Source organism: uncultured Thiothrix sp., assembly GCF_937876535.1.
GTDB lineage: Bacteria > Pseudomonadota > Gammaproteobacteria > Thiotrichales > Thiotrichaceae > Thiolinea.
Genome location: NZ_CALFHZ010000031.1, coordinates 14,923 through 36,630, shown reverse-complemented (window position 1 = coordinate 36,630; position 21,708 = coordinate 14,923). Strand labels below are relative to the sequence as shown.

The 21,708-nt window shown below is 45.3% G+C and carries 26 protein-coding genes; 19 read left to right on the top strand and 7 right to left on the bottom strand.

Going from position 1 to position 21,708, the window contains the following annotated elements; all coding sequences use genetic code 11:
• The first annotated feature begins 7 nt into the window (after positions 1–7).
• From Q0230_RS19545 to Q0230_RS19495, 11 genes are all read left to right on the top strand, one after another.
• Positions 8–829, top strand: a complete 822-nt coding sequence (locus tag Q0230_RS19545) for a transglycosylase SLT domain-containing protein (RefSeq protein ID WP_298613575.1) — start codon at positions 8–10, stop codon at positions 827–829.
• A complete protein-coding gene (cobU, locus tag Q0230_RS19540) occupies positions 816–1,349 on the top strand; it encodes a bifunctional adenosylcobinamide kinase/adenosylcobinamide-phosphate guanylyltransferase (RefSeq protein WP_367274155.1) in 534 nt (177 codons plus the stop codon). The genes Q0230_RS19545 and cobU overlap by 14 nt, the downstream gene beginning before the upstream one ends.
• A 413-nt stretch (positions 1,350–1,762) precedes the next feature.
• Positions 1,763–2,191, top strand: a complete 429-nt coding sequence (locus Q0230_RS19535) for a nuclear transport factor 2 family protein (protein WP_298613571.1) — start codon at positions 1,763–1,765, stop codon at positions 2,189–2,191.
• Entirely contained in the window at positions 2,188–2,916 is a 729-nt protein-coding gene (locus Q0230_RS19530) for an SDR family NAD(P)-dependent oxidoreductase (protein ID WP_298613568.1), read from the top strand. The genes Q0230_RS19535 and Q0230_RS19530 overlap by 4 nt, the downstream gene beginning before the upstream one ends.
• Positions 2,913–4,166 carry an FAD-dependent oxidoreductase gene (locus Q0230_RS19525; RefSeq protein WP_298613565.1) on the top strand — a complete coding sequence of 418 codons (1,254 nt, stop codon included), beginning with the start codon at positions 2,913–2,915 and terminating at the stop codon, positions 4,164–4,166. The genes Q0230_RS19530 and Q0230_RS19525 overlap by 4 nt, the downstream gene beginning before the upstream one ends.
• The gene (locus tag Q0230_RS19520) at positions 4,163–4,921 is read left to right on the top strand and encodes a DUF1365 domain-containing protein (RefSeq protein WP_298613562.1); all 759 of its coding nucleotides are present in this window, start codon (positions 4,163–4,165) and stop codon (positions 4,919–4,921) included. Before Q0230_RS19525 ends, Q0230_RS19520 begins: the two co-directional genes overlap by 4 nt.
• Complete coding sequence (locus tag Q0230_RS19515) at positions 4,918–6,186, top strand: cyclopropane-fatty-acyl-phospholipid synthase family protein (protein WP_298613559.1); 1,269 nt, start codon at positions 4,918–4,920, stop codon at positions 6,184–6,186. The genes Q0230_RS19520 and Q0230_RS19515 overlap by 4 nt, the downstream gene beginning before the upstream one ends.
• Positions 6,158–6,685: a DUF2878 family protein gene (locus tag Q0230_RS19510; protein WP_298613556.1), complete on the top strand. Its 528-nt coding sequence runs from the start codon at positions 6,158–6,160 to the stop codon at positions 6,683–6,685. The genes Q0230_RS19515 and Q0230_RS19510 overlap by 29 nt, the downstream gene beginning before the upstream one ends.
• Positions 6,663–7,184, top strand: a complete 522-nt coding sequence (locus tag Q0230_RS19505; RefSeq protein ID WP_298613553.1) for a chalcone isomerase family protein — start codon at positions 6,663–6,665, stop codon at positions 7,182–7,184. Before Q0230_RS19510 ends, Q0230_RS19505 begins: the two co-directional genes overlap by 23 nt.
• 63 nt (positions 7,185–7,247) lie before the next feature.
• A complete protein-coding gene (locus Q0230_RS19500) occupies positions 7,248–7,748 on the top strand; it encodes a DUF3833 domain-containing protein (RefSeq protein ID WP_298613551.1) in 501 nt (166 codons plus the stop codon).
• A 50-nt stretch (positions 7,749–7,798) separates the two neighbouring features.
• Positions 7,799–8,488: a response regulator transcription factor gene (locus Q0230_RS19495; RefSeq protein WP_298613549.1), complete on the top strand. Its 690-nt coding sequence runs from the start codon at positions 7,799–7,801 to the stop codon at positions 8,486–8,488.
• On the opposite strand, the gene Q0230_RS19490 is transcribed toward Q0230_RS19495, so the two are convergent.
• From Q0230_RS19490 to Q0230_RS19480, 3 genes are read right to left on the bottom strand one after another with little or no spacing between them, the layout of a single operon-like run.
• Positions 8,439–9,755 (bottom strand): HAMP domain-containing sensor histidine kinase, encoded by a 1,317-nt coding sequence (locus tag Q0230_RS19490; RefSeq protein WP_298613546.1) that lies wholly within the window; start codon positions 9,753–9,755, stop codon positions 8,439–8,441. The two genes, Q0230_RS19495 and Q0230_RS19490, sit on opposite strands and share 50 nt — an antisense overlap.
• A 53-nt stretch (positions 9,756–9,808) precedes the next feature.
• A complete protein-coding gene (locus Q0230_RS19485) occupies positions 9,809–10,771 on the bottom strand; it encodes an aldose epimerase family protein (RefSeq protein WP_298613543.1) in 963 nt (320 codons plus the stop codon).
• A 31-nt stretch (positions 10,772–10,802) separates the two neighbouring features.
• Positions 10,803–12,245 carry a cobyric acid synthase gene (locus Q0230_RS19480; protein ID WP_298613540.1) on the bottom strand — a complete coding sequence of 481 codons (1,443 nt, stop codon included), beginning with the start codon at positions 12,243–12,245 and terminating at the stop codon, positions 10,803–10,805.
• 135 nt (positions 12,246–12,380) lie between these two features.
• Here Q0230_RS19480 and cobT point away from each other — a divergent pair, with 135 nt between their 5' ends.
• The 3 genes from cobT to Q0230_RS19465 are packed head-to-tail and all read left to right on the top strand — an operon-like array spanning position 12,381 to position 14,757.
• Entirely contained in the window at positions 12,381–13,427 is a 1,047-nt protein-coding gene (gene cobT, locus Q0230_RS19475) for a nicotinate-nucleotide--dimethylbenzimidazole phosphoribosyltransferase (RefSeq protein ID WP_298613537.1), read from the top strand.
• Positions 13,427–14,026, top strand: a complete 600-nt coding sequence (locus tag Q0230_RS19470) for a histidine phosphatase family protein (RefSeq protein WP_298613534.1) — start codon at positions 13,427–13,429, stop codon at positions 14,024–14,026. Before cobT ends, Q0230_RS19470 begins: the two co-directional genes overlap by 1 nt.
• Entirely contained in the window at positions 14,023–14,757 is a 735-nt protein-coding gene (locus tag Q0230_RS19465; RefSeq protein WP_298613532.1) for an adenosylcobinamide-GDP ribazoletransferase, read from the top strand. The genes Q0230_RS19470 and Q0230_RS19465 overlap by 4 nt, the downstream gene beginning before the upstream one ends.
• Here the strand turns inward: Q0230_RS19465 and cobO are convergent.
• Positions 14,752–15,357 carry a cob(I)yrinic acid a,c-diamide adenosyltransferase gene (cobO, locus tag Q0230_RS19460; RefSeq protein WP_367274154.1) on the bottom strand — a complete coding sequence of 202 codons (606 nt, stop codon included), beginning with the start codon at positions 15,355–15,357 and terminating at the stop codon, positions 14,752–14,754. The genes Q0230_RS19465 and cobO overlap by 6 nt on opposite strands.
• Before the next feature lie 320 nt (positions 15,358–15,677).
• On the opposite strand from cobO, the gene Q0230_RS19455 reads away from it, so the two are divergent.
• From Q0230_RS19455 to Q0230_RS19445, 3 genes are read left to right on the top strand one after another with little or no spacing between them, the layout of a single operon-like run.
• Positions 15,678–16,451, top strand: a complete 774-nt coding sequence (locus Q0230_RS19455; RefSeq protein WP_298613530.1) for a DUF815 domain-containing protein — start codon at positions 15,678–15,680, stop codon at positions 16,449–16,451.
• Positions 16,452–16,458: 7 nt separating this feature from the next.
• Entirely contained in the window at positions 16,459–17,187 is a 729-nt protein-coding gene (locus tag Q0230_RS19450; RefSeq protein WP_298613527.1) for an ankyrin repeat domain-containing protein, read from the top strand.
• A gap of 44 nt (positions 17,188–17,231) precedes the next feature.
• Positions 17,232–17,600 (top strand): hypothetical protein, encoded by a 369-nt coding sequence (locus Q0230_RS19445; protein WP_298613524.1) that lies wholly within the window; start codon positions 17,232–17,234, stop codon positions 17,598–17,600.
• Between the two features lies 1 nt (position 17,601).
• Here the strand turns inward: Q0230_RS19445 and xerC are convergent, their stop codons facing one another.
• The 3 genes from xerC to dapF are packed head-to-tail and all read right to left on the bottom strand — an operon-like array spanning position 17,602 to position 20,061.
• Entirely contained in the window at positions 17,602–18,498 is an 897-nt protein-coding gene (xerC, locus tag Q0230_RS19440; RefSeq protein WP_298613521.1) for a tyrosine recombinase XerC, read from the bottom strand.
• 4 nt (positions 18,499–18,502) lie between these two features.
• Positions 18,503–19,225 carry a DUF484 family protein gene (locus Q0230_RS19435; protein WP_298613518.1) on the bottom strand — a complete coding sequence of 241 codons (723 nt, stop codon included), beginning with the start codon at positions 19,223–19,225 and terminating at the stop codon, positions 18,503–18,505.
• The gene (dapF, locus tag Q0230_RS19430; protein ID WP_367274153.1) at positions 19,222–20,061 is read right to left on the bottom strand and encodes a diaminopimelate epimerase; all 840 of its coding nucleotides are present in this window, start codon (positions 20,059–20,061) and stop codon (positions 19,222–19,224) included. The genes Q0230_RS19435 and dapF overlap by 4 nt, the downstream gene beginning before the upstream one ends.
• Positions 20,062–20,188: 127 nt before the next feature.
• Between dapF and Q0230_RS19425 the strand changes: the two genes are divergently transcribed.
• Entirely contained in the window at positions 20,189–20,419 is a 231-nt protein-coding gene (locus Q0230_RS19425; RefSeq protein WP_298613515.1) for a sulfurtransferase TusA family protein, read from the top strand.
• A 72-nt stretch (positions 20,420–20,491) separates the two neighbouring features.
• Positions 20,492–21,652 carry an 8-amino-7-oxononanoate synthase gene (gene bioF / locus Q0230_RS19420; RefSeq protein WP_298613512.1) on the top strand — a complete coding sequence of 387 codons (1,161 nt, stop codon included), beginning with the start codon at positions 20,492–20,494 and terminating at the stop codon, positions 21,650–21,652.
• The last annotated feature ends 56 nt before the right edge of the window (positions 21,653–21,708 follow it).

The following is a 21,708-nucleotide window of genomic DNA, read 5'->3' as shown; positions in this document are numbered from 1 at the left end:
TACCTTTATGTCTTTACTATCCAAATCCTCACTTGCGACCGCTTTAATCCTACTCAGCCTAAGTGTTATGCCCAGCTTATCTGCAGCTGCAGGAGCGAATTGGCAAAAAGCGCTGCCTGCCCCAACCAAACCCAGTTTGAGTAATGTAGCGGCTTATCAACATGATTTATTTCAGTATTTTTTGAGTCACTCTTTAAGCGGTAAGGGTAAGCAAAGCTTTCAGAAAGTCAGTAAACGAGTCGCAAATAATATTACTTGGCGAGATAGCAAGGGCAGTAATGCTTATTTACGTGCCTATGCCAACTCGTATGCCTTTATTAAGAAGGTGGATTTACAGCAAATGCCTGCGACCATTCTGTTGATTCCGTATTTAGAATCGCAATGGCATGGGACTAGTGGCACACCTTCGGGTGATTATGGCTATTGGCAAATGGTGCCCGAAGTTGTGAATGAGATTCGTACCTTAGAACACGCGCCCAGTGCAATTAAAAAATCTAGCGCGAATACAATCCGTAGCAAGGCGACGCTAAGTACACAAGCTGCTCAACTGCATTTACGTCGGTATTATTTCTATTTTGCGAAAGTCGCAAAATATTCCGAATCTGATTCTTGGCTACTAACCATTACCGCTTATAACTGGGGTGCTGGCAATGTGAAGCGCTTAATGGAAGAGCTGAAAGCTAAAGGCATTAAGCCTAACTATGCTAATTTTTATCATGCTTTGTATAAAAAACAGCAGGCTAACCCGTCGGATATCTCCTTACGCGCAGCTGTCGAATATGTGCCGAGTCTCTGGCATATTGCGCAGATGATTGATGACACTTACTAAGCCTATGCAAACTTTAATTCTTGGTGGTGCACGTTCGGGTAAAAGTCGCTATGCCGAGCAATTAGCCCTGCAAAGTCAAAAATCAGTGGTGTATATCGCTACGGCACAGGCACAGGATGCAGAAATGCAAACTCGCATTCGGCATCATCAAGCCAGCCGCCCGCTTGAGTGGCTGACGATTGAAGAACCTTTATCTCTAGCCGCCACGCTTGAACAATATGCCCAACCTGAACGTCTGCTATTAGTCGACTGCCTTACCTTATGGCTTACCAATTTACTCTGTCTCGAAGAGAGCGAGCAGCGGTTACTGGCTGAAACCAATGCCTTATACGCAGCACTGCCTAACCTAAACAGTGAGGTGATTCTAGTGAGCAATGAAACGGGTTTGGGGGTAGTACCTTTAGGCGAACTGACCCGGCGCTATGTCGATGAAGCAGGGCGCCTGCATCAGCGTTTAGCCGCACAAATGCAGCAAGTGATTTTTATGCTTGCAGGGTTGCCACAGATTTTGAAAACTTAGCAATTCAAAAATCTCACCCTAATTAAACAAGACGCATGGGAAGAGCAAGAATAGCTTAAAGTGCGCAAGAAGGTATTAGCCTCAGAACTCATTACTTAAAGGAGAGGGCTTTCTATACCGAACCCATTTAATTTATGTATCTGATTATTGATTATCTGTGTAGCAATGGCATCTGAGAACCCTCAGCTTATTCCAAGCCCTTTTACTAGTCTGCACCCCGACGGTACGGTCGATTCATTTGAGCAAAAACCCCCTCAAACAATAACCCAAAGTTTAAACAAGTCAGCCAAAGTCACTTAATACGGCACTATGTCTGAATTCTAATTTAACCCTCTTCCTCACTCACTCTTCACGTTACTTTGACATAAGCCTTGCTACGGTAACTCTCACTAAAACCATGAGTGTGACGCAGCATGAGCGCAGCCTTAGATGATTTTGTCAGGGTTTACCAGCAACTAGGCAAGGATAATCTCGTAAGCTTAGCAGAGGCTTATAGTCCTGATGTGATCTTTCAAGACCCTTGGCACAAACTGCAAGGCTTAGCTGCCTTACAAGCTTATTTTGCCAATCTATACACCAACCTCAGCTATTGCCGCTTCACGATTCATCAGGTTCAAGAAAATACCACTGATGCTAATGCCTTTGTCTTGTGGCAGATGGATTACGCACACCCACGTTTAAACAGTGGCAACAATATTCAAGTTGATGGGGTCAGCCACTTACAGTTTGCCGAGAAAGTCACTTACCAGCGTGATTATGCGGATATGGGGCAGATGCTGTATGAGCATGTACCCCTGCTGGGTGCGGCGATTCGTTTCTTAAAACGGAGAGCAACCGCATGAAACAGGTATTAATCACAGGTGCAACTTCAGGTATAGGGCAACAATTAGCACTGAATTATGCGGCTCAAGGCTATCAGGTTTGGGCGTGCGGGCGTAATCAAGAAAAACTCGCTGCACTCAGCCAACAATCGCCCCATATTCAAAGCTTAGCTTTCGATGCCACCCAACGCGAGCAAGTGCTAGCTGCGGCTCAGCAGCTCAACGATCCGCTGGACTTGGTTATCTTAAATGCAGGGAATAGTCGCTATATTGACGATGCTTTGCACTTCGACAGCTTGCTATTTGAAGACCTAATCCGTACCAATCTGCTCAGCGTGGCTTATTGCTTAGAAGCCTTTAACGCCAAGATTAAACAGGGCGGACAATTGGCTTTAATGGGTTCTAGTGCAGCCTTTTTCCCGTTTACCCGTGCTGAAGCTTATGGCAGCAGCAAAGCCGCTATTAACTATCTCGCATCCTGCTTAAGTGTGGATCTCAAAGCGCATCAGATTGATGTTAGCTTGATTACCCCGGGTTTTGTAAAAACCCCGCTCACTGATAAGAATGATTTTCCTATGCCCATGCGTATTTCGGTCGAACAAGCCGCCGAGGCGATGATGCAAGGCTTGGCAAAACGTAGAAAACTGATTTACCCACCACGCTTATTTGTCGGCACACTCAGTCTGTTAAACAAACTGCCGTATGGTTTAAAAATCTGGTTGGCGCAAAGGATGGTACGCACATGATGAATATAGCGATTATTGGCTCAGGCATTGCGGGCTTGACCTGTGCGCATACCCTGCATCCCCAGCATGCGATTCAAGTCTTTGAAGCCAATGAGTATATTGGTGGGCATACGGCGACCATTGATCTCGAATTGCAGGGCAAGGCATGGGCGATTGATACAGGGTTTATTGTCTTCAATGACCGCACCTATCCACGTTTTCAAGGCTTATTAGATAAGCTCGGTGTCCCTTATCAGGCCACGGAAATGAGTTTCAGCGTTAGCAATGCACAAACCGGTTTGATCTATAATGGGCATTCGCTCGCGACTTTATTTGCGCAAAAACGCAATCTACTTAGCCCTAAATTTTATGGATTGTTGGCAGATATTCTGCGCTTTAATAAACAGTGCAAAGCCTTATATGACACCGATATTCCTGCTGAGCTAACTCTAGGCGATTATTTACAGCAACAGCAGTTTTCTGCCTATTTTGCCGAGAATTATATTCTGCCGATGGCAGCAGCAATCTGGTCAGCTAGTTTGGGAGAGATTGAGCAGTTTCCGCTTAAGTTCTTTATTCAGTTCTTCCACAATCATGGTTTATTAAACGTCAGTGACAGACCGCAGTGGTATACCATTCAAGGTGGTTCTAAACAGTATATTCCTTACTTCACCCGTGGCTTAGAGGATCGTTTACACGTCAATCAGGCGGTGCAAAGCGTGCAGCGTTCAGAGCAAGGTGTGGAACTGCTATTTAAAAACGGCGAACGCCAACACTTTGATAAGGTGATTTTTGCCTGCCACAGTGATCAGGCTTTGTCGCTATTAGCACAAGCTTCTGCGCTTGAACAAAGTGTATTAGGCGCAATTCCTTATCGGGACAATGAAGTGGTGTTGCATCACGATGCCAAGCTGTTACCGCCCATTCCTGCCGCTGTTGCCAGTTGGAATTATCACCTAGATAGCAATAAGGCTAAGCCTGCCTCGGTCACTTATAGCATGAATATCTTGCAGAACCTGCCTGCTGATGCGCCGAGCTTTTGTGTCACTTTGAATAATACCGCTGCGATTGATCCTAATAAAATTCTACGAAAATTCTGCTATAGCCATCCTGTGTTTAGTCAAGCCATGGTCGCTGCTCAGCAAAGAAGAGTTGAGTTACAAGGTCAGCAACACAGCTATTTTTGTGGGGCATATTGGTATAACGGTTTCCATGAGGATGGCGTGCGCAGTGCCTTAGAGGTGTGTCAGCACTTAGGAGTACAGCCATGAGTACCACCACCAGTTTAAACAGTTGTCTTTATTCAGGTGAGGTCGGGCATTTTCGCCATACGCCTGTGAAGCATGGCTTTCAGTATAAGATTTTCCTGTTTTGCTTGGATTTGGATGAGCTAGACAAGCTACCGAGCTTAGGCTTCTGGTTTAAGGTCAATCGTGCTGCATTGATGAGCTTTAGAACCCAAGATTATCTGTATCGGGATGGCAAACTCACTAGTGAAGCGGTTTGGCAAAAGGTAGAAACCTTAGGTGGCGTGAATCAACAAGGTAAGGTGTTATTCGTAGGGCAGGTGCGCTGTTTGGGGGTGTATTTCAGCCCTGTGAATTTCTATTACTGCCATGATCAGCAAGGTGAATTGCGCTATTTATTGGCGGAAGTCAGCAATACCCCGTGGAATGAGCGTCACTATTATTTAATCGATGCCAAACACCAAACACCAATGGATAAACAGTTTCATGTTTCCCCGTTTATGAATTTAGATATGCAGTATCACTGGCGCTTTTCTGCGCTGACTGAACACTTGCAACTGCATATTAGCAATCAAAAATCAGGACAAAAACTATTTGATGCCACGCTCCAAATGGAACGTAAGCCCTTGACTCAACAGTCTTTACGCACCCAATGGTTACGCATCCCTGCGATGACGATTAAAACGGTGGCAGCGATTTATTGGCAGGCTGCCAAGCTGTATTGGAAAAAAGTGCCTTATGTTCCTTATGCGCGTCCTACACAGGAGAGTTCACCATGAAAACCGTTGAGACTAGCTTAACACAGGAAAACACATCACTGCGTTGGCGTGATCAAGTTGCGCAGAAAGTCTTATTTAAGCTGTTAAGCCAACTGCAACACGGTTATTTAAGTATTCAGGATCAAGAGCAATTGTATACCTTTGGGCAACAAGGACAGGGTCTACAGGCGCATATTAGCGTGCATAATCGTGCGATTTATAGCAAGGTCTTGCTTGGTGGTGGCTCTTTAGCCGCAGGAGAAACTTATGTGCAAGGCTGGTGGGATAGCCCTGATGTCACCAAAGTGATTCGTTTACTGCTTCGCAATCGTGCAGTATTAGACCGTCTGGATCATGGATTTTCTTTCTTCAGTCAGTGGGGGCATCGCATCGCCCATACCTTTAAGCCCAACTCTAAGCAGGGTGCTAAGAAAAATATTGTCGCGCATTATGATCTGGGCAATGAGTTTTATAAACTGTTCCTTGATCCCACCATGATGTATTCCAGTGCGATTTTCCCCAAGGCGGAAATGAGTTTATATGAGGCGCAGGTGTATAAATTGGATAGCATTTGCCAACGCCTTGCCCTCAAACCCAATGAGCATTTATTAGAAATCGGTACGGGGTGGGGTGGCATGGCGGTGTATGCGGCAGAACATTATGGGGTGAAAGTCACCACCACCACGATTTCAGAGGCGCAATATGCCTATGTACAGCAGTTAATTGCCCAAAAAGGCTTGCAAGATCGTATCACTTTACTCAAACAAGATTACCGCGAGCTGACAGGGCAATATGACAAATTAGTCTCGATTGAGATGATCGAAGCCGTCGGGCATCAACACTTGCCGACCTTTTTTCAGCAATGTCAGCGCTTACTTAAACCCCACGGACGCTTATTGATTCAAGCGATTACCATTGCCGATCAACGTTATGATCGTTATCGCCATCAAGCTGATTTTATTCAACGTTATATTTTCCCTGGTGGTTTCTTGCCGTCGATTCATGCGATGAGTGAACAGATCATGCGTCATACCAGTTTAAAAATTACCGGCTTGCATGACATGGGTTTGGACTATGCGCATACCTTGAAACTCTGGTCACACAACTTACAAGCTCAACAAGATCAACTCGCCGCACTGGGCTTAGATCATGCATTTTATCGTTTATGGCAATTCTACTTGCATTACTGCGAAGGCGGTTTCCGTGAACGCCTAATCAGTACGGTGCATTTGGTCGCAGATCAACCTGAGTATGCTTATGAACACCCGACCTTATGTTTGGATTGACGCGCTGTGGTTTCAAGCCCTGTGGTGGCTGATCGCCTTACAGCGTGATCAAGCAGGCTTGCCGATCTTAGCTTTATTACTGCTGCATCTCATGTTATTTCCACAGCGTCGTTTAGCTTTAATTAGCGCACTCTTATTAGCACCATTAGGTTATCTGACTGATGTGGTGTGGGTACAGAGCCAACTATTGAGTTTTAATAGTGCTTATCGCGTTCCGCTTTGGATGTTGGGCTTATGGGTTGGGGTGATTTGGAGTCTGTCATGGAGTTTGCACTGGTTGAAACACCTCGCAATCTATTGGCAAGCCTTGATCGGTGCACTAGGGGCAGCCTCTAGTTATTACGCCGCTGCACAGCTGGGTGCTTTACAGTTTGAAACAACTCTTTGGAACAGTTTGTTCTGGATTACAGTGATGTGGGCGTTGCTGTTGCCCAGTTTAATGTATGCGATGACTTATTTAGAGAGGAGATTCATGGATGTACAAACCTCAATATCTTAATTATTTGAAGGCTTTAATCATTAGTCTGTTGCTACTTGGCGCTACAGTACAAGCTAATCCACAACGCTTAAAACCTGTGGGTGAGGCTACCATGACATGGTGGGGTTTTCCACTGTATCAAGCCACTCTAAAAACCCCGACTGGCGAATATCAAGAGCGCAAATACCCGCTTTATTTGGAATTAAGCTATGCACGAAAAATTAAGTCTGAGTGGATTTTGCAAGCCACCGATCAACAATGGCAACACTTAGGGGTAGCTGAGGAAAAACGCCAAGCATGGTTAAGTGACTTAGCCGCCTTATTGCCTGATGTGCAAACCGGTGATCGTTTAGCCTTGTATATGCCGTCTGCCCAACAACATCAGTTTTATCACAATGGCAAAGTGCTAGGGCGGGTGAATGATCCTGCCTTTGCCGAACAGTTTTTAGCAATTTGGTTGTCCCCGCGTACCAGTCATCCAGAGATACGCGCCCAATTGATTCAAGCCGCCCATCCCTAAACAGGAGTCCTTATGAAATCGCTCTATCAACGCTGGCTTATCGTAATTACAGGAGTAATTGTTATGTTAGGACTGAGTAGTTGTAGTCATCTCAATCTTGAACAAGCCCCGACGAATGACGAAAAACTATTATTAGAAGACTATTTCAATGGTAAAACCCGCGCACATGGCGTGTTATTAGATCGCAGTGGTGCACCACAACGTTATTTTGTCGCCGATATTCTCGGTACATGGAATGCACAAACGCAAACCTTGGTTTTAGATGAATCCTTTGTGTTTTCCGATGGTGAACGCAGTAAAAGGCTGTGGACGATTAAAAAAGTCGGTGCGAATCAATACACAGGCGGTGCAGCAGACGTGGTAGGCGAAGCACAGGGCAAGATCAATGGCAATGTGTTTAATTGGACTTATACCCTCCAAGTACCCTACAAAGGTCGCACGGTTAATGTCGATTTAGATGATTGGATGTTCTTAAGCAGCAATAATGTGTTATTAAACCGTGCGATTATGACTAAATTTGGCTTCAAAGTGGGTGAATTAGTCTTGAGTTTTGAAAAATTATAAATCCGCCCTACTATAACACTATCATCCCCACTGAATGTCATGCAGCACCCATGTTAGTGTTATTGGTTGAAGATCATCGTTTACTGGCACAAACCATCATCGACTACCTCAATAGTGAGCAGATTGAGGTAGACTATGCTGCCCACGGCTTACAAGGTTTACACCTTGCCACCACTAACACTTACGATGCGATTTTATTAGATATTAACCTACCTGAAATGGATGGTTTTGAACTCTGCCGCCAGCTACGTCAGCACTTTGCGATTGATATTCCTATTCTAATGCTCACGGCGCGTGATCAACTGGATGATCGACTCACGGGTTTTGAGCAAGGCGCGGATGATTATTTAATTAAACCTTTTAATAACAAAGAGTTAGTGGCTCGACTCAAAGCCTTAATCAAACGTTATCGCGGGGAGGTTGCGCCAAAACGCTTGCAATGGGGCGATTTAGTGTTAGATACCGGCACACAACAAGTGTGGCGCGAAGGTAAGGAAGTCATCTTGTCACCGACCTGTTTTAAGATTCTACGTATTCTCATGCGTGAATCGCCGCAAGTGGTGAGTCGCGAACAGCTACATAATGAGTTATGGGGGAGTGATACCCCTGATACCGACTCGTTACGCAGCCATATTTATAATCTACGCAAAGCGCTCGACCAACCGTTTCAAGCCGAACTGATTCAAACGGTTAAAGGCGTTGGCTTGCGTTTATTTGCGCCGGTGCAAAACGCACCTTAACACAAGTCCCTTGTTGAGGTTGGCTTTGAATAGAAAGCTGCCACTGATAACGTTCACACAAGCGTTTCACAATATCCAAACCTAAGCCATAACCTTGTTTTTCTTGGGTTTTCGGTAAGCGCTCAAAGGCTTGCTGCGCGACAATAATCTCTGCTTCACTCATCCCTAAGCCGGTATCACATACCTCTACTGCATCGGCTTGAATATGCACAGTCACACTGCCTTTGGGCGTATAATTGCAGGCATTTTGCAGCAGATTGCCTAAGACAATATTCAATACTTGGCGTGGCGCTTGCACCACTAAATGATACTCAGCCTTGAGTTGCAAACGAACTTGCTGTTGAGTGAGATGATGAGTTTGCGTGACTTGCTCTAAGAGTGCGGCGGCTAACTCATTGACTAAGACATTTTCTTCGGCGGCATGATTTTCTTCCCGCGCGAGTAACAATAAGGTTTCAATCAAGGACAGCATGTCGTCACTGGTACTTTGCATCCGCTCAATCACCCGTCGCTGCAAGGGTTCTTGCGCTTGCTTTTCCAATAGTTCCAATGAACCGCGAATCACCGCTAAGGGTGTGCGCAACTCATGGCTAACATCGCGGGTAAAGGCGCGCTCACGCTCCAATTGACGCTTCAGGCGCTGGGTAAATTCTTGTAGCGAATCGGCCAGAATACGTGCCTCATCATTCAGCGCTAATTGATTATAGCCCTCTAACTTTAAGGCATCCGGTTGATCACGGCGCACATCAAAGTCTCGCACGGTTTGCGCCAGCGACACCAAGGGCGACAAACTGTTTTTCGACCAACGATAAGCTAACCATGCTGATACATAAATCACCATCAAGGCAAGACTTAATGGCACAACACCAAAATAGAACGATAGTTTGCCCACACTTTGTTCATCAAACACCAAGAACAGACGGTCGCCCTGTTTTTCCTCCACATATACAATCGGATGGCGACCCTCAAAACTAATCCGCCTAAACCCCAAAGGTACAGCCTTTAAGCTAGCAGGCACATGGCGATAATCCCCCTGTTTGGCTATATAACCCATCAGATTATCTGTGTCGGGGGTAGGATGATTAGGGTCTTGTTGTAATAGATTCCAGTAATGAATCGCCTCGCCTTCTAAGGCGGTTTTAATCATCACTTTTTCCACAATCGTGGCAGCAATATACACACCCAAAACCGTAATCGCGCTAATAAATAGCATTTGCAGAACAAATACTTTGACCAGTTTGCGATAAATTCCACTGGTTTTGGGCATAGATTAACCCCTATCTCCTTCCTAACCTACATGCTCTAAAAGCTTAGGTGCTTTCATACTTGACTAAAACAATATCGAGTCACCTGCCGATAACTCTGCTTCGGCTCAAGTTCAGCACTGGGGAAATGCGCATGATTGGGCGCATCTGGCCAAGCTTGTGGCTCTAAAGCTAAGCCTGCATAAGCAGGATAAACATCTAAATGCGCACCATCATAGAATTGCAAGCCAGGCTCGGTCGTTGCTAAGCGCATCCTTATTCCCTTTTGTCCTTGGAGATAAGCGACTGGTCGTAGGATTTGTTGGGAGTGAGCTGTACAAAAATTATGATCGTAGCTAGAGCCTTGCCAATTAACTGGCTTAAGCTCGCGAAAGTCAAAAGCAGTATTTTGTACAGAGGCCACTTCACCTGTTGGAATGGCCTCTGCATCAACGGGCAAATAGTGCTCAGCCTGAATTTGCAAATGATGATTCTGAATACTATCTGTGCCATCTAAATTGAAATAGCTATGATGCGCAAAATTACAGAGTGTAGGTGCGGTAGTCGAGGCTAAAAACTCCAGCTCTAAACAGGCAGAAGCTAATAAACGGTAATGCAGGGTCACGGTCAGTTCCCCTGGAAAGCCCATCTGCCCATCTGCTAAAACTAACTTTAAGCTCAAACTATTTTCTGTGTAAGCTGTGACAGTCCAGACCTGACGATCAGCACCTGCACTCCCTCCATGCAGTAAATGTTTACCTAAAAAATTAGTATCGAGTTGATAGCTGTGCCCTGCAATCGAGGCACGTCCATGAGCAATCCGATTGGCAAAGCGCCCGACATTGCCGCCAATATAAGCGGTAGAATTTAAGTAGCCCGCTAAATCTGGAAAATTTAGGACTAAAGAATAAGGCACACCCTCCAAACGCAAATCTTGCAGAATGCCACCCCAAGTCAACACGCGCGCATTCAAACCTCCACCGGCTAATTCAAAACGATGAATAGTTTGACCTTCAGGTGTAATTCCGAATACTTGCATGAATTCCTCCACTGCTAAGCTCACTCATAACTCAATGCATTAAACCTAGGATGCGTTCAATCTGCAAATCTCGCTCTAGGGTATCGGCTAAACGCTCCAATTGCTGCTCACGAATCGCATTAATATCAATAGTTTGTTCTACTGCTAAGCCAGCCCAAGTTAATAGCGCAGTTAATGCAGCCGGTTCGTCAAATAAGCCATGTAGATAGCTTGCAAAGATTTGCCCATCTTTAGACAAAGCACCATCAGCTTCGCCTTCTAAGTAAGTAGCGGGTTGATCTAAGGCCTTGCCTACACTTATCCCACAGTGAATTTCATAACCTTGGAGCTGAATGTTTGGGTCAAAGGCCAAAGTCCCATGACGATTGGTTAATTGCTTTTGCGGATGCAAAACGGTTTCAAGCTCCAATAACCCTAAACCTTGATGATAAGATTCAGCACCTTCAATCCCATGTGGATCATAAATACCGGTTCCCAGCATTTGTAAGCCGCCACAAATACCAATCAGCTTACCACCATAGCGTAGATGCTTTTGAATAGCCGCCTCCCAACCTTGAGATTTAAGCCATTTCAAATCAAAACCAGTGTTTTTACTGCCCGGAAGAATGATCAAATCGGCAGCGGGAATCGGCTCATGATGCCGCACATAGCGAAAATCAATTTGTGGGTGTAAACGTAGCGGCTCGAAGTCAGTGTGATTGCTAATATGTGGCAATACCGGTACGACTACGCGAAAGCGCGCTTTAGATTTTTGTTGCTCCGGTATGGCATCTTCAGCATCTAAATGCAAACCATGCAAATACGGTAAGACTCCTAAAACTGGCTTGCCAGTATGCGCCTCTAGCCAATCTAAGCCGCCTTTTAGCAAGCCAATATCGCCCCGAAACCGGTTGATAACAAAGCCTTTAACCCGTGCTTGCTCGGTTACAGAGAGTAGCTTGAGTGTACCTACTAAGTGCGCAAAGACCCCACCACGGTCAATATCTGCAATTAAGATCACTGGGCAATCGACCTCTTCCGCAAAACCCATATTGGCAATATCGCCTTCGCGCAGATTAATTTCCGCGGGGCTACCTGCACCCTCAACGATAATATAGGGGTAGTCATCCACCAAACGCTGATAAGAATCGAACACCACTTCAGCTGCTTTAGGTTTATACAAGTGGTAAGCCAAAGCCTCTAAATTCACCAGTGCTTTGCCCTGCAAAATCACTTGCGCGCCAGTGTCTGTATTGGGTTTGAGCAAAATCGGATTCATATGCACGGTCGGTGCAAGGCCCGCTGCTTGGGCTTGTAAGGCTTGGGCACGGCCAATTTCGCCACCATCCGCCGTGACTGCGCTATTTAAAGCCATATTCTGCGGCTTAAAGGGGGCGACCTTGAGTCCACGCCGTTTAAAAACTCGACATAAGCCAGCGACTAAGGTGCTTTTCCCGGCATCCGAGGTACAACCCTGAACCATCAGTGTTGGCATTCCCACTCCTCAATCCTAAAAAATCAACAGACAACTATAGCAGAATTTTTCACACTAAAACGGTTACTCAACGGTACATTGCTTTCAGGGCTGTAAGCTGCCAACATGCAAAATTTACTTCCACTAGGATAGCTTATGGATTGGCTGACTGCGCCTTGTGTTACCCCGAATCAAGCCATGACTGAAATGGCAAGCCTCCGTCAAACACAACTGACTAAACCTCCCCAAGCTTTAGGCGATTTAGAAGCAGTAGCTATTCGTTTGGCCGGACTCCAAGCACGCGAATACCCGAGCATTGATCGTGTACATATCAGTATTTTTGCTGGTGATCATGGTGTAGTTGCAGAAGGTGTCTCCGCCTTCCCCCAAGCCGTCACCCAGCAAATGGTGGCAAATTTCCTGCAAGGCGGCGCTGCCATTAGTGTGCTCGCAAAATCCTTACAGGCTGACTTAGAAATTGTTGATACTGGTATTCTGGAACCACTACCTGCTCGAAATGGTTTAATCATTCAACGCGCAGGAAACGGTACAGCCAATAGCGCGCAAACTGAAGCGATGACGCAAGCCCAATTGCAACTAGCGCTACAAGCAGGCTATGAAGCTGCTGAACGTGCATCTGCCAGCGGTGCAGATTTATTCATTGGCGGCGAAATGGGCATTGGTAATACCACGCCTGCTACAGTCTTATATTGTGCTTTACTGAAGCTTAGCCCAGAGACCATGACGGGCGCTGGTACAGGCTTAGATTCAGCAGGGATTGCGCATAAAACGCAAGTCATCAAACGTATTCTGCAACGTCATGCAGCCTGCTCAGAGGACGCTTTAGCGTGGTTACGTTGTGCGGGTGGCTTTGAACTTGCCGCTTTAACGGGTGCTTATCTGCGTGCTGGTCAATTAGGCTTACCCATTTTATTGGATGGCTTTATTACCACCGCAGCAGCTGTAGTAGCGTTGCACTTACAACCAACACTGAAAGACTGGCTGTTTCTCTCGCATGCCTCCGCCGAGCGTGGGCATAAACAAGCGATTGCCAACTTAGGTTTGCAGCCTTTATTAGATTTAAATTTGCGCTTAGGTGAAGGTAGCGGTGCCGCGATTGCTGTGCCCCTCTTAAGACAAGCTTGCCTATTACATAATCAAATGGCGACTTTTGCCGAAGCTGCAGTGGCTGGCAAATTGTAATGAGTGTGACACAAATTGATGTGCTCCGGCATGGACGGGTATTAACACCTAATTTATTTTGTGCGCCCTCCACTGAGCCTTTAAGCGAGACAGGTTGGCAGCAATTAGTAGCTGCAACCACTGAGTATAAGCCTGACCAAATTCTTAGTTCACCTAGCCTGCGTTGCGCTCAATTTGCCAAAAATTTTAGTGAAAAATGTACAGCTCCTTTACAACTTGAGCCACGTATTCAAGAAATGAATTTTGGGAGTTGGATAGGGAAAAGTAGTCAAGCCATCTGGGAGATGGATCAAGCCGGTCTACAACAACTCTGGTCTGATCCACTGAGTTTTACCGCGCCACAAGGTGAAAGTATGCAAGCTTTTATTCAGCGCGTTACTGAGGCTTGGGCTGAGTTCACTCAGCTTTATGTCGGTCAACGAGTGTTATTGATCACGCATGGCGGAGTGATTCGCGTTTTGTTAGCTAGAACCTTGGGGATTGGCTATGCACAAACTTTGCGGTTTGAATTGGCTTATGGACAAGCCGTGCGTTTTCGCGTGTATGCCGATGGTACTAGCAGTGTGTATGGTCTAGGTTTGGAGCGCTTAATATCTTGAAACAATTTACCACCGCATTCTTGTTAGCTATCTCACTCCTGACACGTATTCCCATCCCTAACTTACCTACGCTGTCAGATTCGGATTTTGGGCGTTCTACCTTATTTTACCCTCTAGTCGGTTTAGTCATTGGGGTGCTTTTATGCTTACCTCTTTGGCTGTTTCCTCAAGCTGACCCACTGGTGTTAGCCGCTCTGGTCACCGTGCTTTGGGCAGCCATCACCGGAGGTTTACATCTCGATGGAGTAGCAGATGGCGCTGATGCGTGGCTGGGTGGCTTTGGCGATGTGGAAAAAACCCATCGTATCTTAAAAGACCCTTTAGTCGGTGCAGCCGGTGCGATTGCCTTAGTTGCCGTGCTCTTACTCAAATTTGCCGCTTTGACTGTATTAATTAAATATCATTTGGTATGGCTGATTTTATTTGCACCTGCACTAGGACGTAATTTTGTTTTGTTACTCTTTCTCACCACTGAATATGTGCGTGCTAGTGGCTTGGCGAGTGCTGCTGTGAAAACTTTGCCTGAAAAACCTGCCTTTTGGTTAGTTCTCTTGGTTATTGGAATAGCCGGTTGGTTAGCTTGGCAAGGCTTAGTCTTAGCCTTGCTTAGCTTTTGGTTGCTGCGCCGTTTAATGCTACAACGCATAGGCGGCTGTACGGGAGATACAGCCGGTGCTTGTGTCGAATTTGGCGAAGCAGCTTGGCTAATCGGAATTGCGCTAAGCTTATAAATCCACACCCTTTTGTGCCTGCACACCGGCACGATAAGCATGTTTTTCATCATTGATTTCAGAAACGGTATCCGCTAACTCACGTAACTCGGCCGCTGCTGCTCGCCCTGTTACCACCACGTGTTGCCTAGCAGGTCGATGTTCTAAGGCCTCATACACACGTTCTGCATCCAGATATTTATAATTAATTAAATAGGTCAACTCATCCAACACGACTAAATCATAACTAGGGTCAGCTAGCATTTTTTCTGCAATCAGCCAGCCGCGCTCTGAGGTCGCAATATCCTGAGCACGATCTTGCGTATCCCAAGTAAAACCATCCCCTAAGACATGCCATTCCACATTATTTTGTTTACTGAAAAAGGCTTCCTCACCCGTATCCGTTCTACTTTTAATAAACTGAGCAACACCTACTTTCATCCCATGCCCTAAGGCTCTTGCTACCATTCCAAAAGCAGAACTGGACTTACCTTTTCCGTTGCCTGTAAGCAACACTAATACACCTTTTTCCTGACTAGCTTGCGCAATACTGGCATCAATTGCCGCCTTTTTGCGCTGCATGCGTTCCTTATGTCGCTGATTTTTCTCTAATTCGTCCACGATTTTCCTCCTATTAGCTCAATGTCAACGTTTATACAGATTCACTCGTTTATATTCTGTTGGGTAATATAAACTTTTGCGGAAAAGCTACAAAGTTGTTAATGTGCAAATAAATTAAGCGTAGATTCATTCAAGTCAGTAGCTAGCAGGCTCCACAACCTGAAGCTTCGAGTGTTCTGTATTAGAAGCTGCCCTAATTTTAGTATGCATTAAAATGATTCCCCCTCATTTTAAAACACTAAAAACCTTTTAACGGCAACTTTTTACATTAACAACTAAACTTTGGAATGATGGGGTAATAATCCTGTCAAGGAGAAGGTATGGCATTTGGTAAAACAGGCATAGATTGGCGCTCAACGATCGCAGCTGTGTGGCGATCCAACCGACATTTCCTGAAGCCAATTACTCAGGTCGAGTTAATCGCACCGGATAGCCTGCTAGGCATTGATGAGCAGAAAGCCTTGTTATACAAAAATACTGAGAACTTTCTGCGCGGAAAGCCTTCAAGTCATGCTCTTTTATGGGGAGCACGAGGCGTCGGTAAAACCTCACTAATTAAGACTTTACTGACCCGTTACCACAGCTATGGTTTAAGGATTATTGAGATACCCAAAGCAGACCTTCACTTACTTCCGGATATTACTGATGACCTGCGTGAGCATCATCATCATTTTATCCTTTATTGTGATGATTTGACGTTTGAAGAGGGACAACGCGAATACAGTTTACTGAAAAGCACTATGGAGGGAGCACTCGAAACGCCCCCAACTAATGTGCTGATTTATGCTACTTCGAATCGCCGTAGTTTATTACCCGCACAATTTGCTGCTAATTTTAATCGAGATTTACGCACCGATTTAGCACAAAGTGAGGTAGATGCTGAATTTTCCTTAGCAGATCGATTTGGTTTGTCACTTTCTTTTGAGGTCATGGATAAAGAAATTTATTTAGCGATTATTGATCAGCTTTTTAAAGGCAAACAAGTCGATCGTAATGCTTTACATGAGGAAGCGTTAAGTTTTGCAGGCGAACGAGGGGGATACAGTGGACGTACCGCACGTCATTTCCTAACCCACTACCAAATATATATGTAAGAAAACTATGAAAACTACACATTTACGCTTATCGGTAACGGCGCTTTTAGTTACCGCTTCAGTCGGTACAGCTTTTGCTGAACCTGCCGATGTTTGGTCTTCTGGTGCACCTACAGTAGCTGCAGCTGCAAAGGCCATCGCTGCAACACCTACCCCGGCTCCTGCACCTATTGTGATAGCACCTTCAGCTGCACCTGCTGTTGTGCAACCTGCTGTAGCCACTGCTCCTGCCACAGTCATGCGTTCTAGTTACCGCTATGATTCAGGTTCAACGGCTGGTTCGGTGTTACCCAATGCAGCCAGCTCAGCGCCTACTGTTGCTGTGGATAAAACACCTGTACCACAAATGAGTCAACGTGATCTAGACGAGAAATTATGGTTGTCTGCTCTAGCTGGTAACTTAAGTATGGTTATGGATCTCGTCAACCAAGGTGCAAATCCACGCATTACCACCCGTTATGGTGAAACAGCTATTCATGCCGCTGCTGCACGTGGACACATGCAAATTATTGATTTTTTAGTAAAACGCGGTGTTAGCATTAATGCACGTACTAGCAATGGTTGGACGGCTTTACATCATGCAGTGCGTTTTGGTCATGCGAATGTTGCTAACTATTTGATTCAAGCGGGTGCAAACCCTCGTGTTCAAACCAGTGATGCAGGTCAAAAAACTCCAATTGACATCGCAATGGATAAAAACGACTTAAGAATGGCGCGAATTTTGGGGTATCAATAAGAGCTGCTAAACTGATACTTTCCAAATAACCAAAGAGTCTGGATATGCGAAGTATCAGTAAAGCACTGCTAACCCTGTCTGCTGCTAGCTTGTTAATGGTGGGCTGCACCCAAGAAACTCAAAACCAAATTGGGCGAGCCATTAACAACTGGACAGGCACTAATGGCGTACTAGAAGTCTATAGTGGCGGCAAATTGATGAGACGCTTTGTTAAAATCGACAAATTGAGCACAGCAACAGGTACCGACTCTAATTCTGATCGTCCCTATCGGTTTGGTAATGGCTATTTAGATGCCAATCTAAATGGTGTTGCAGATAACAATGAAAGTTATGTTTACTTTGAAATTAGCGACTACTCAACTGATTATGTATTCTATGAGGCTCCCAAAGTAATGCCTCCTAACCCACTCTAATCTAAGGTTTTTTATGCGCTCGCGGATGAGCCTTATCATAAACCGCAGCCAACCGCTGAAAATCTAAATGAGTATAAATCTGGGTTGTGCCAATATTGACATGACCCAGTAATTCTTGCACAGCGCGCAAATCGCTGGACGACTCCAATAAATGACTGGCACAAGAATGGCGTAATTTATGTGGGTGCAAACGTTGCACTAGACCACGTTTTTCCTGCCAATAAATAAGTCGTGATTGGACATTACGCATACTAATGCGTCGCCGCTGCTGACTAACAAATAAAGCTTGCTCTTCGCTATCGCATAAATCAGAGCGCACGCTTAACCAAGCTCGCAAAGCTTCAACTGCCTGTTGCCCAATGGGTACATCGCGTTCCTTACCGCCCTTACCATAGACGCGCATCATGCCTTGGTTTAAATCTAGATTATTCACATTTAAACCAACAAGCTCTGCCAAGCGCACACCTGAGGAATAAAATAACTCCATCATCGCGCAATCACGCAGCTCCAAAGCACCTTCTGGATCAGCCGCTAGCAAATACTCCAGCTGATCGGCATTTAAAATTTCGGGTAAATGTCGAGGTGTTTTTGGGACAGGTACATCAAAGCAAGGATTAGAGTTAACTAAGTTTTCGCGTAATAGAAATTGATAAAAGCGGCGCAGGGAAGATAGCTTGCGTTGCAAACTACGGCCTTCGAGTCCGCGCCGCCGCAAAGCACTAATCCAATCACGAATATGGAAAGCTTTGACTTGAGTAACGGCAGGTGCGTGTTTGAGCTGCTCTAACCATTTAACAAAATCACCTAAATCTTGTTGATAGGCAGACAAAGTTAGAGGCGAATAACGCTTTTCGCTCTGCAAATAATGTTGATAACGCTCAAATACCTCTAAATCCATAGTCCTAAGAATGACTCGACTCAATCGAGGGGTCAACCCAAGCCTCTAAATGTAAGGATATAGCTCGCGATACTAAATCACCCAATTGGCTAATAAATAAAGTACCCATCCCTGGATGGAAGCGATCTTCGTGCTCACTGCCTAAAGCCAACACGCCAATATTGCGTGCTTCAAATAAGGGAATCAGTACTGCTGATTTAATCGCCGTATTTTCCTCACCAAACAAGAAGATTTGTTGTTTAGGGCGTAAGCGTCCACAAACGGGTTGGCGTTTCTGGAAAAGCCCAGCCATTTGCTTTAAAGCACGATCATCGGGATCAATAAAATGCAAACTGCTATCACCCGATTGACCCCGACCAATGAGACGTAAGACCACACTATCAGCCTCAAACTCCGAACACATTAAATCGCGGCAGGTTGCAACTACATCATCAAGGCTATCGCAACTCATTAGCTCTAAAGCCAAATGATGCAAACTAATAACAACACGTTCGCTTTCACGTGCAGCCCGCAGCATATCTTCCATTTGCCTTGAGAGTTGTGCTTGTCGATCCCGTTGGCGCTGAACTAAGTGTTCTAGTAAAGAGATAGCATCGCCCGTGTGGCGGTGCGGGATAAACAAGCCATCTAAAAGATCGCCTTGTTCGAGGAAAAAATCAGTATTAGTCCGGAGGTAAGCGGCTACCTGCTCGGCAGTTATGTCATGTTCTTCTAATGGAGTGCTCATACTGTCACTGTACCTGTATAAACGGTCGTTGCAGGCCCTGTCATATAAACGGGCTGTCCTTCGCCCTGCCATGCAATTTGCAAACGTCCACCAGGTAACTCTACTTGTACTTTTTCAGCGAGTAAGCCTTGTAAACGTCCTGCTACCACAGCAGCACAAGCACCTGTTCCACATGCCCGAGTTTCACCAGCTCCCCGCTCGAAAACGCGTAACCGAATGTGATTAGGATCTAGCACTTGCATAAATCCGACATTGACGCGTTTTGGAAACAGAGGATGGGATTCTAAGATTGGTCCTAACGATTCGACCGGTGCTGTTTCCGTATCTGTGACTTGTAGCACAGCGTGTGGATTGCCCATTGAAACTGCTGCTAACTGCACAGAATCTTGCCCTATCTCCACAGTATAGAGCATTTGGCGCTGTTGGAAAATGAATGGAATTTCAGCAGGCTCTAACCGAGGTATACCCATATTAACGGTAACTTGCCCATCTGCGGTTAAATCTAAGACAATCCGTCCAGATTCGGTCATAACTGGAATGTTGGTCTTCTGAGTTAGACCTTGTTCGTAGACAAAACGCGCAAAACAGCGCGCTCCATTCCCACAATGCTCGACTTCACTGCCATCCGCATTAAAAATACGATAACGGAAATCAGCCTCCCCACCTGTATAAGACTCCACAATCAAGAGCTGGTCAAAGCCAATGCCTTCATGTCGATCAGCAAGGCGTTTTACTAAAGCGGTATCAAAATTAACGGCTTGAGTAACTGCATCAAACACTGCGAAATCATTACCTAAGCCATGCATTTTAGTGAACCGGATCGACTGCGCTAGCATGTATGCCCCTTGTCTCAGTAAGTATATTAGTATACAAATATATAGCGATAAAGCGATATTACTGCTATATTAGCAATATATTATATAGTACTTTACCGATCATCTTAATCGAAATCAGGAGAGGAAAATGACCGATTTCAACACAGAGTTGGATGCCCGCGGCTTGAATTGCCCTTTACCCATTCTGCGCACCAAAAAAGCAATGACAAGCATGGCCGCTGGTGATGTCTTAAAAATAGTCGCAACTGATCCCGGTTCTGTCAAGGATATGGAAGCTTATGCTAAGCAAACAGGTAATGAATTAGTGGCTAGCTCAGAAAATAATGGCGAATATACTTTCTATATTAAGAAAAACTAAGGTTCTAGTGTTCAGTTCATGATTTAAAAGGCACTCACAGTGCCTTTTTCAGCTGAGGCGTTATAATGCAGCATGAATAAATATATGCGCCTCCGTCAGCTACTAGTTGCACGTAAAGCCCAGCATCTCTATCGCCGCCCTCGCATAACTGAAAGTCCTCAACAGCCCGTTATGCAAGTGAATGGCAAAACCATGCTGACTTTTTGCAGCAATGATTATTTAGGCTTAGCCAATCACCCCACTGTCATTCAAGCTTTCCAGCAAGCGGCTAATCAGTACGGCGTGGGTAGCGGTGCCGCGCATTTAGTTAATGGGCATTCATGCCTGCATCAACAGCTTGAAGAGGCTTTGGCTGAATTTACTAAGCGTGAACGTGCCTTATTATTTTCAACGGGTTATATGGCGAATTTAGGCCTCACCAATGCACTGGCTGAACGTCATGACACCGTTTATCAAGATCGACTTAATCACGCCTCCCTGTTAGATGCTGCTTTATTATCCGGCGCAAAACTTGTCCGTTATGCACATAATGATACTGAACAACTGAGCCAGCGCTTAGCTACACAACCGAGTGGGCAAAAACTGATTGTGACCGATGGTGTGTTTAGCATGGATGGTGACACAGCACCAGTTCAAGCTTTAGCAGCTTTAGCCCATGCTCATGACGCTTGGTTGATTGTAGATGATGCCCATGGTTTCGGGGTGTTAGGGTCAACAGGCGCTGGTTTATTAGAAGCAGACAATCTAAATCAAGAAGATGCGATTTTAATGGGTACCCTAGGCAAAGCCTTAGGAACTGCGGGGGCTTTTGTTGCCGGTAGTGCTGACCTCATTGAATGTTTAATTCAAACCGCCCGCCCTTATATCTATACCACGGCACAACCACCAGCGCTGGCGGCTGCTACCCTAGCTAGCCTAAAAATAGTCCAAACTGAAACTTGGCGACGTGAACATTTGCAACATCTCATCCAAGTTTTCCGTGTAGGCGCAGCACAGTTAGGTTTAAATTTAATGCCTTCACAGACAGCCATTCAACCGATTTTAGTAGGCGAAAATGCTAAGGCCTTAGCCATCAGCCAGCAGTTAGAACAACAAGGTATTTTAATTACCGCAATACGTCCGCCGACAGTCCCGATTAATACAGCACGCCTAAGAATCACCTTATCTGCTGCTCATACTGAACAACAAGTTGAGCTTTTATTAGACAAGCTAAATCAGGTTATTCTCTTATAGGCTAAATTTAAGTTTAAAAATTCGTTACTAAAGACTATTTACAAAATCCTAAAAGC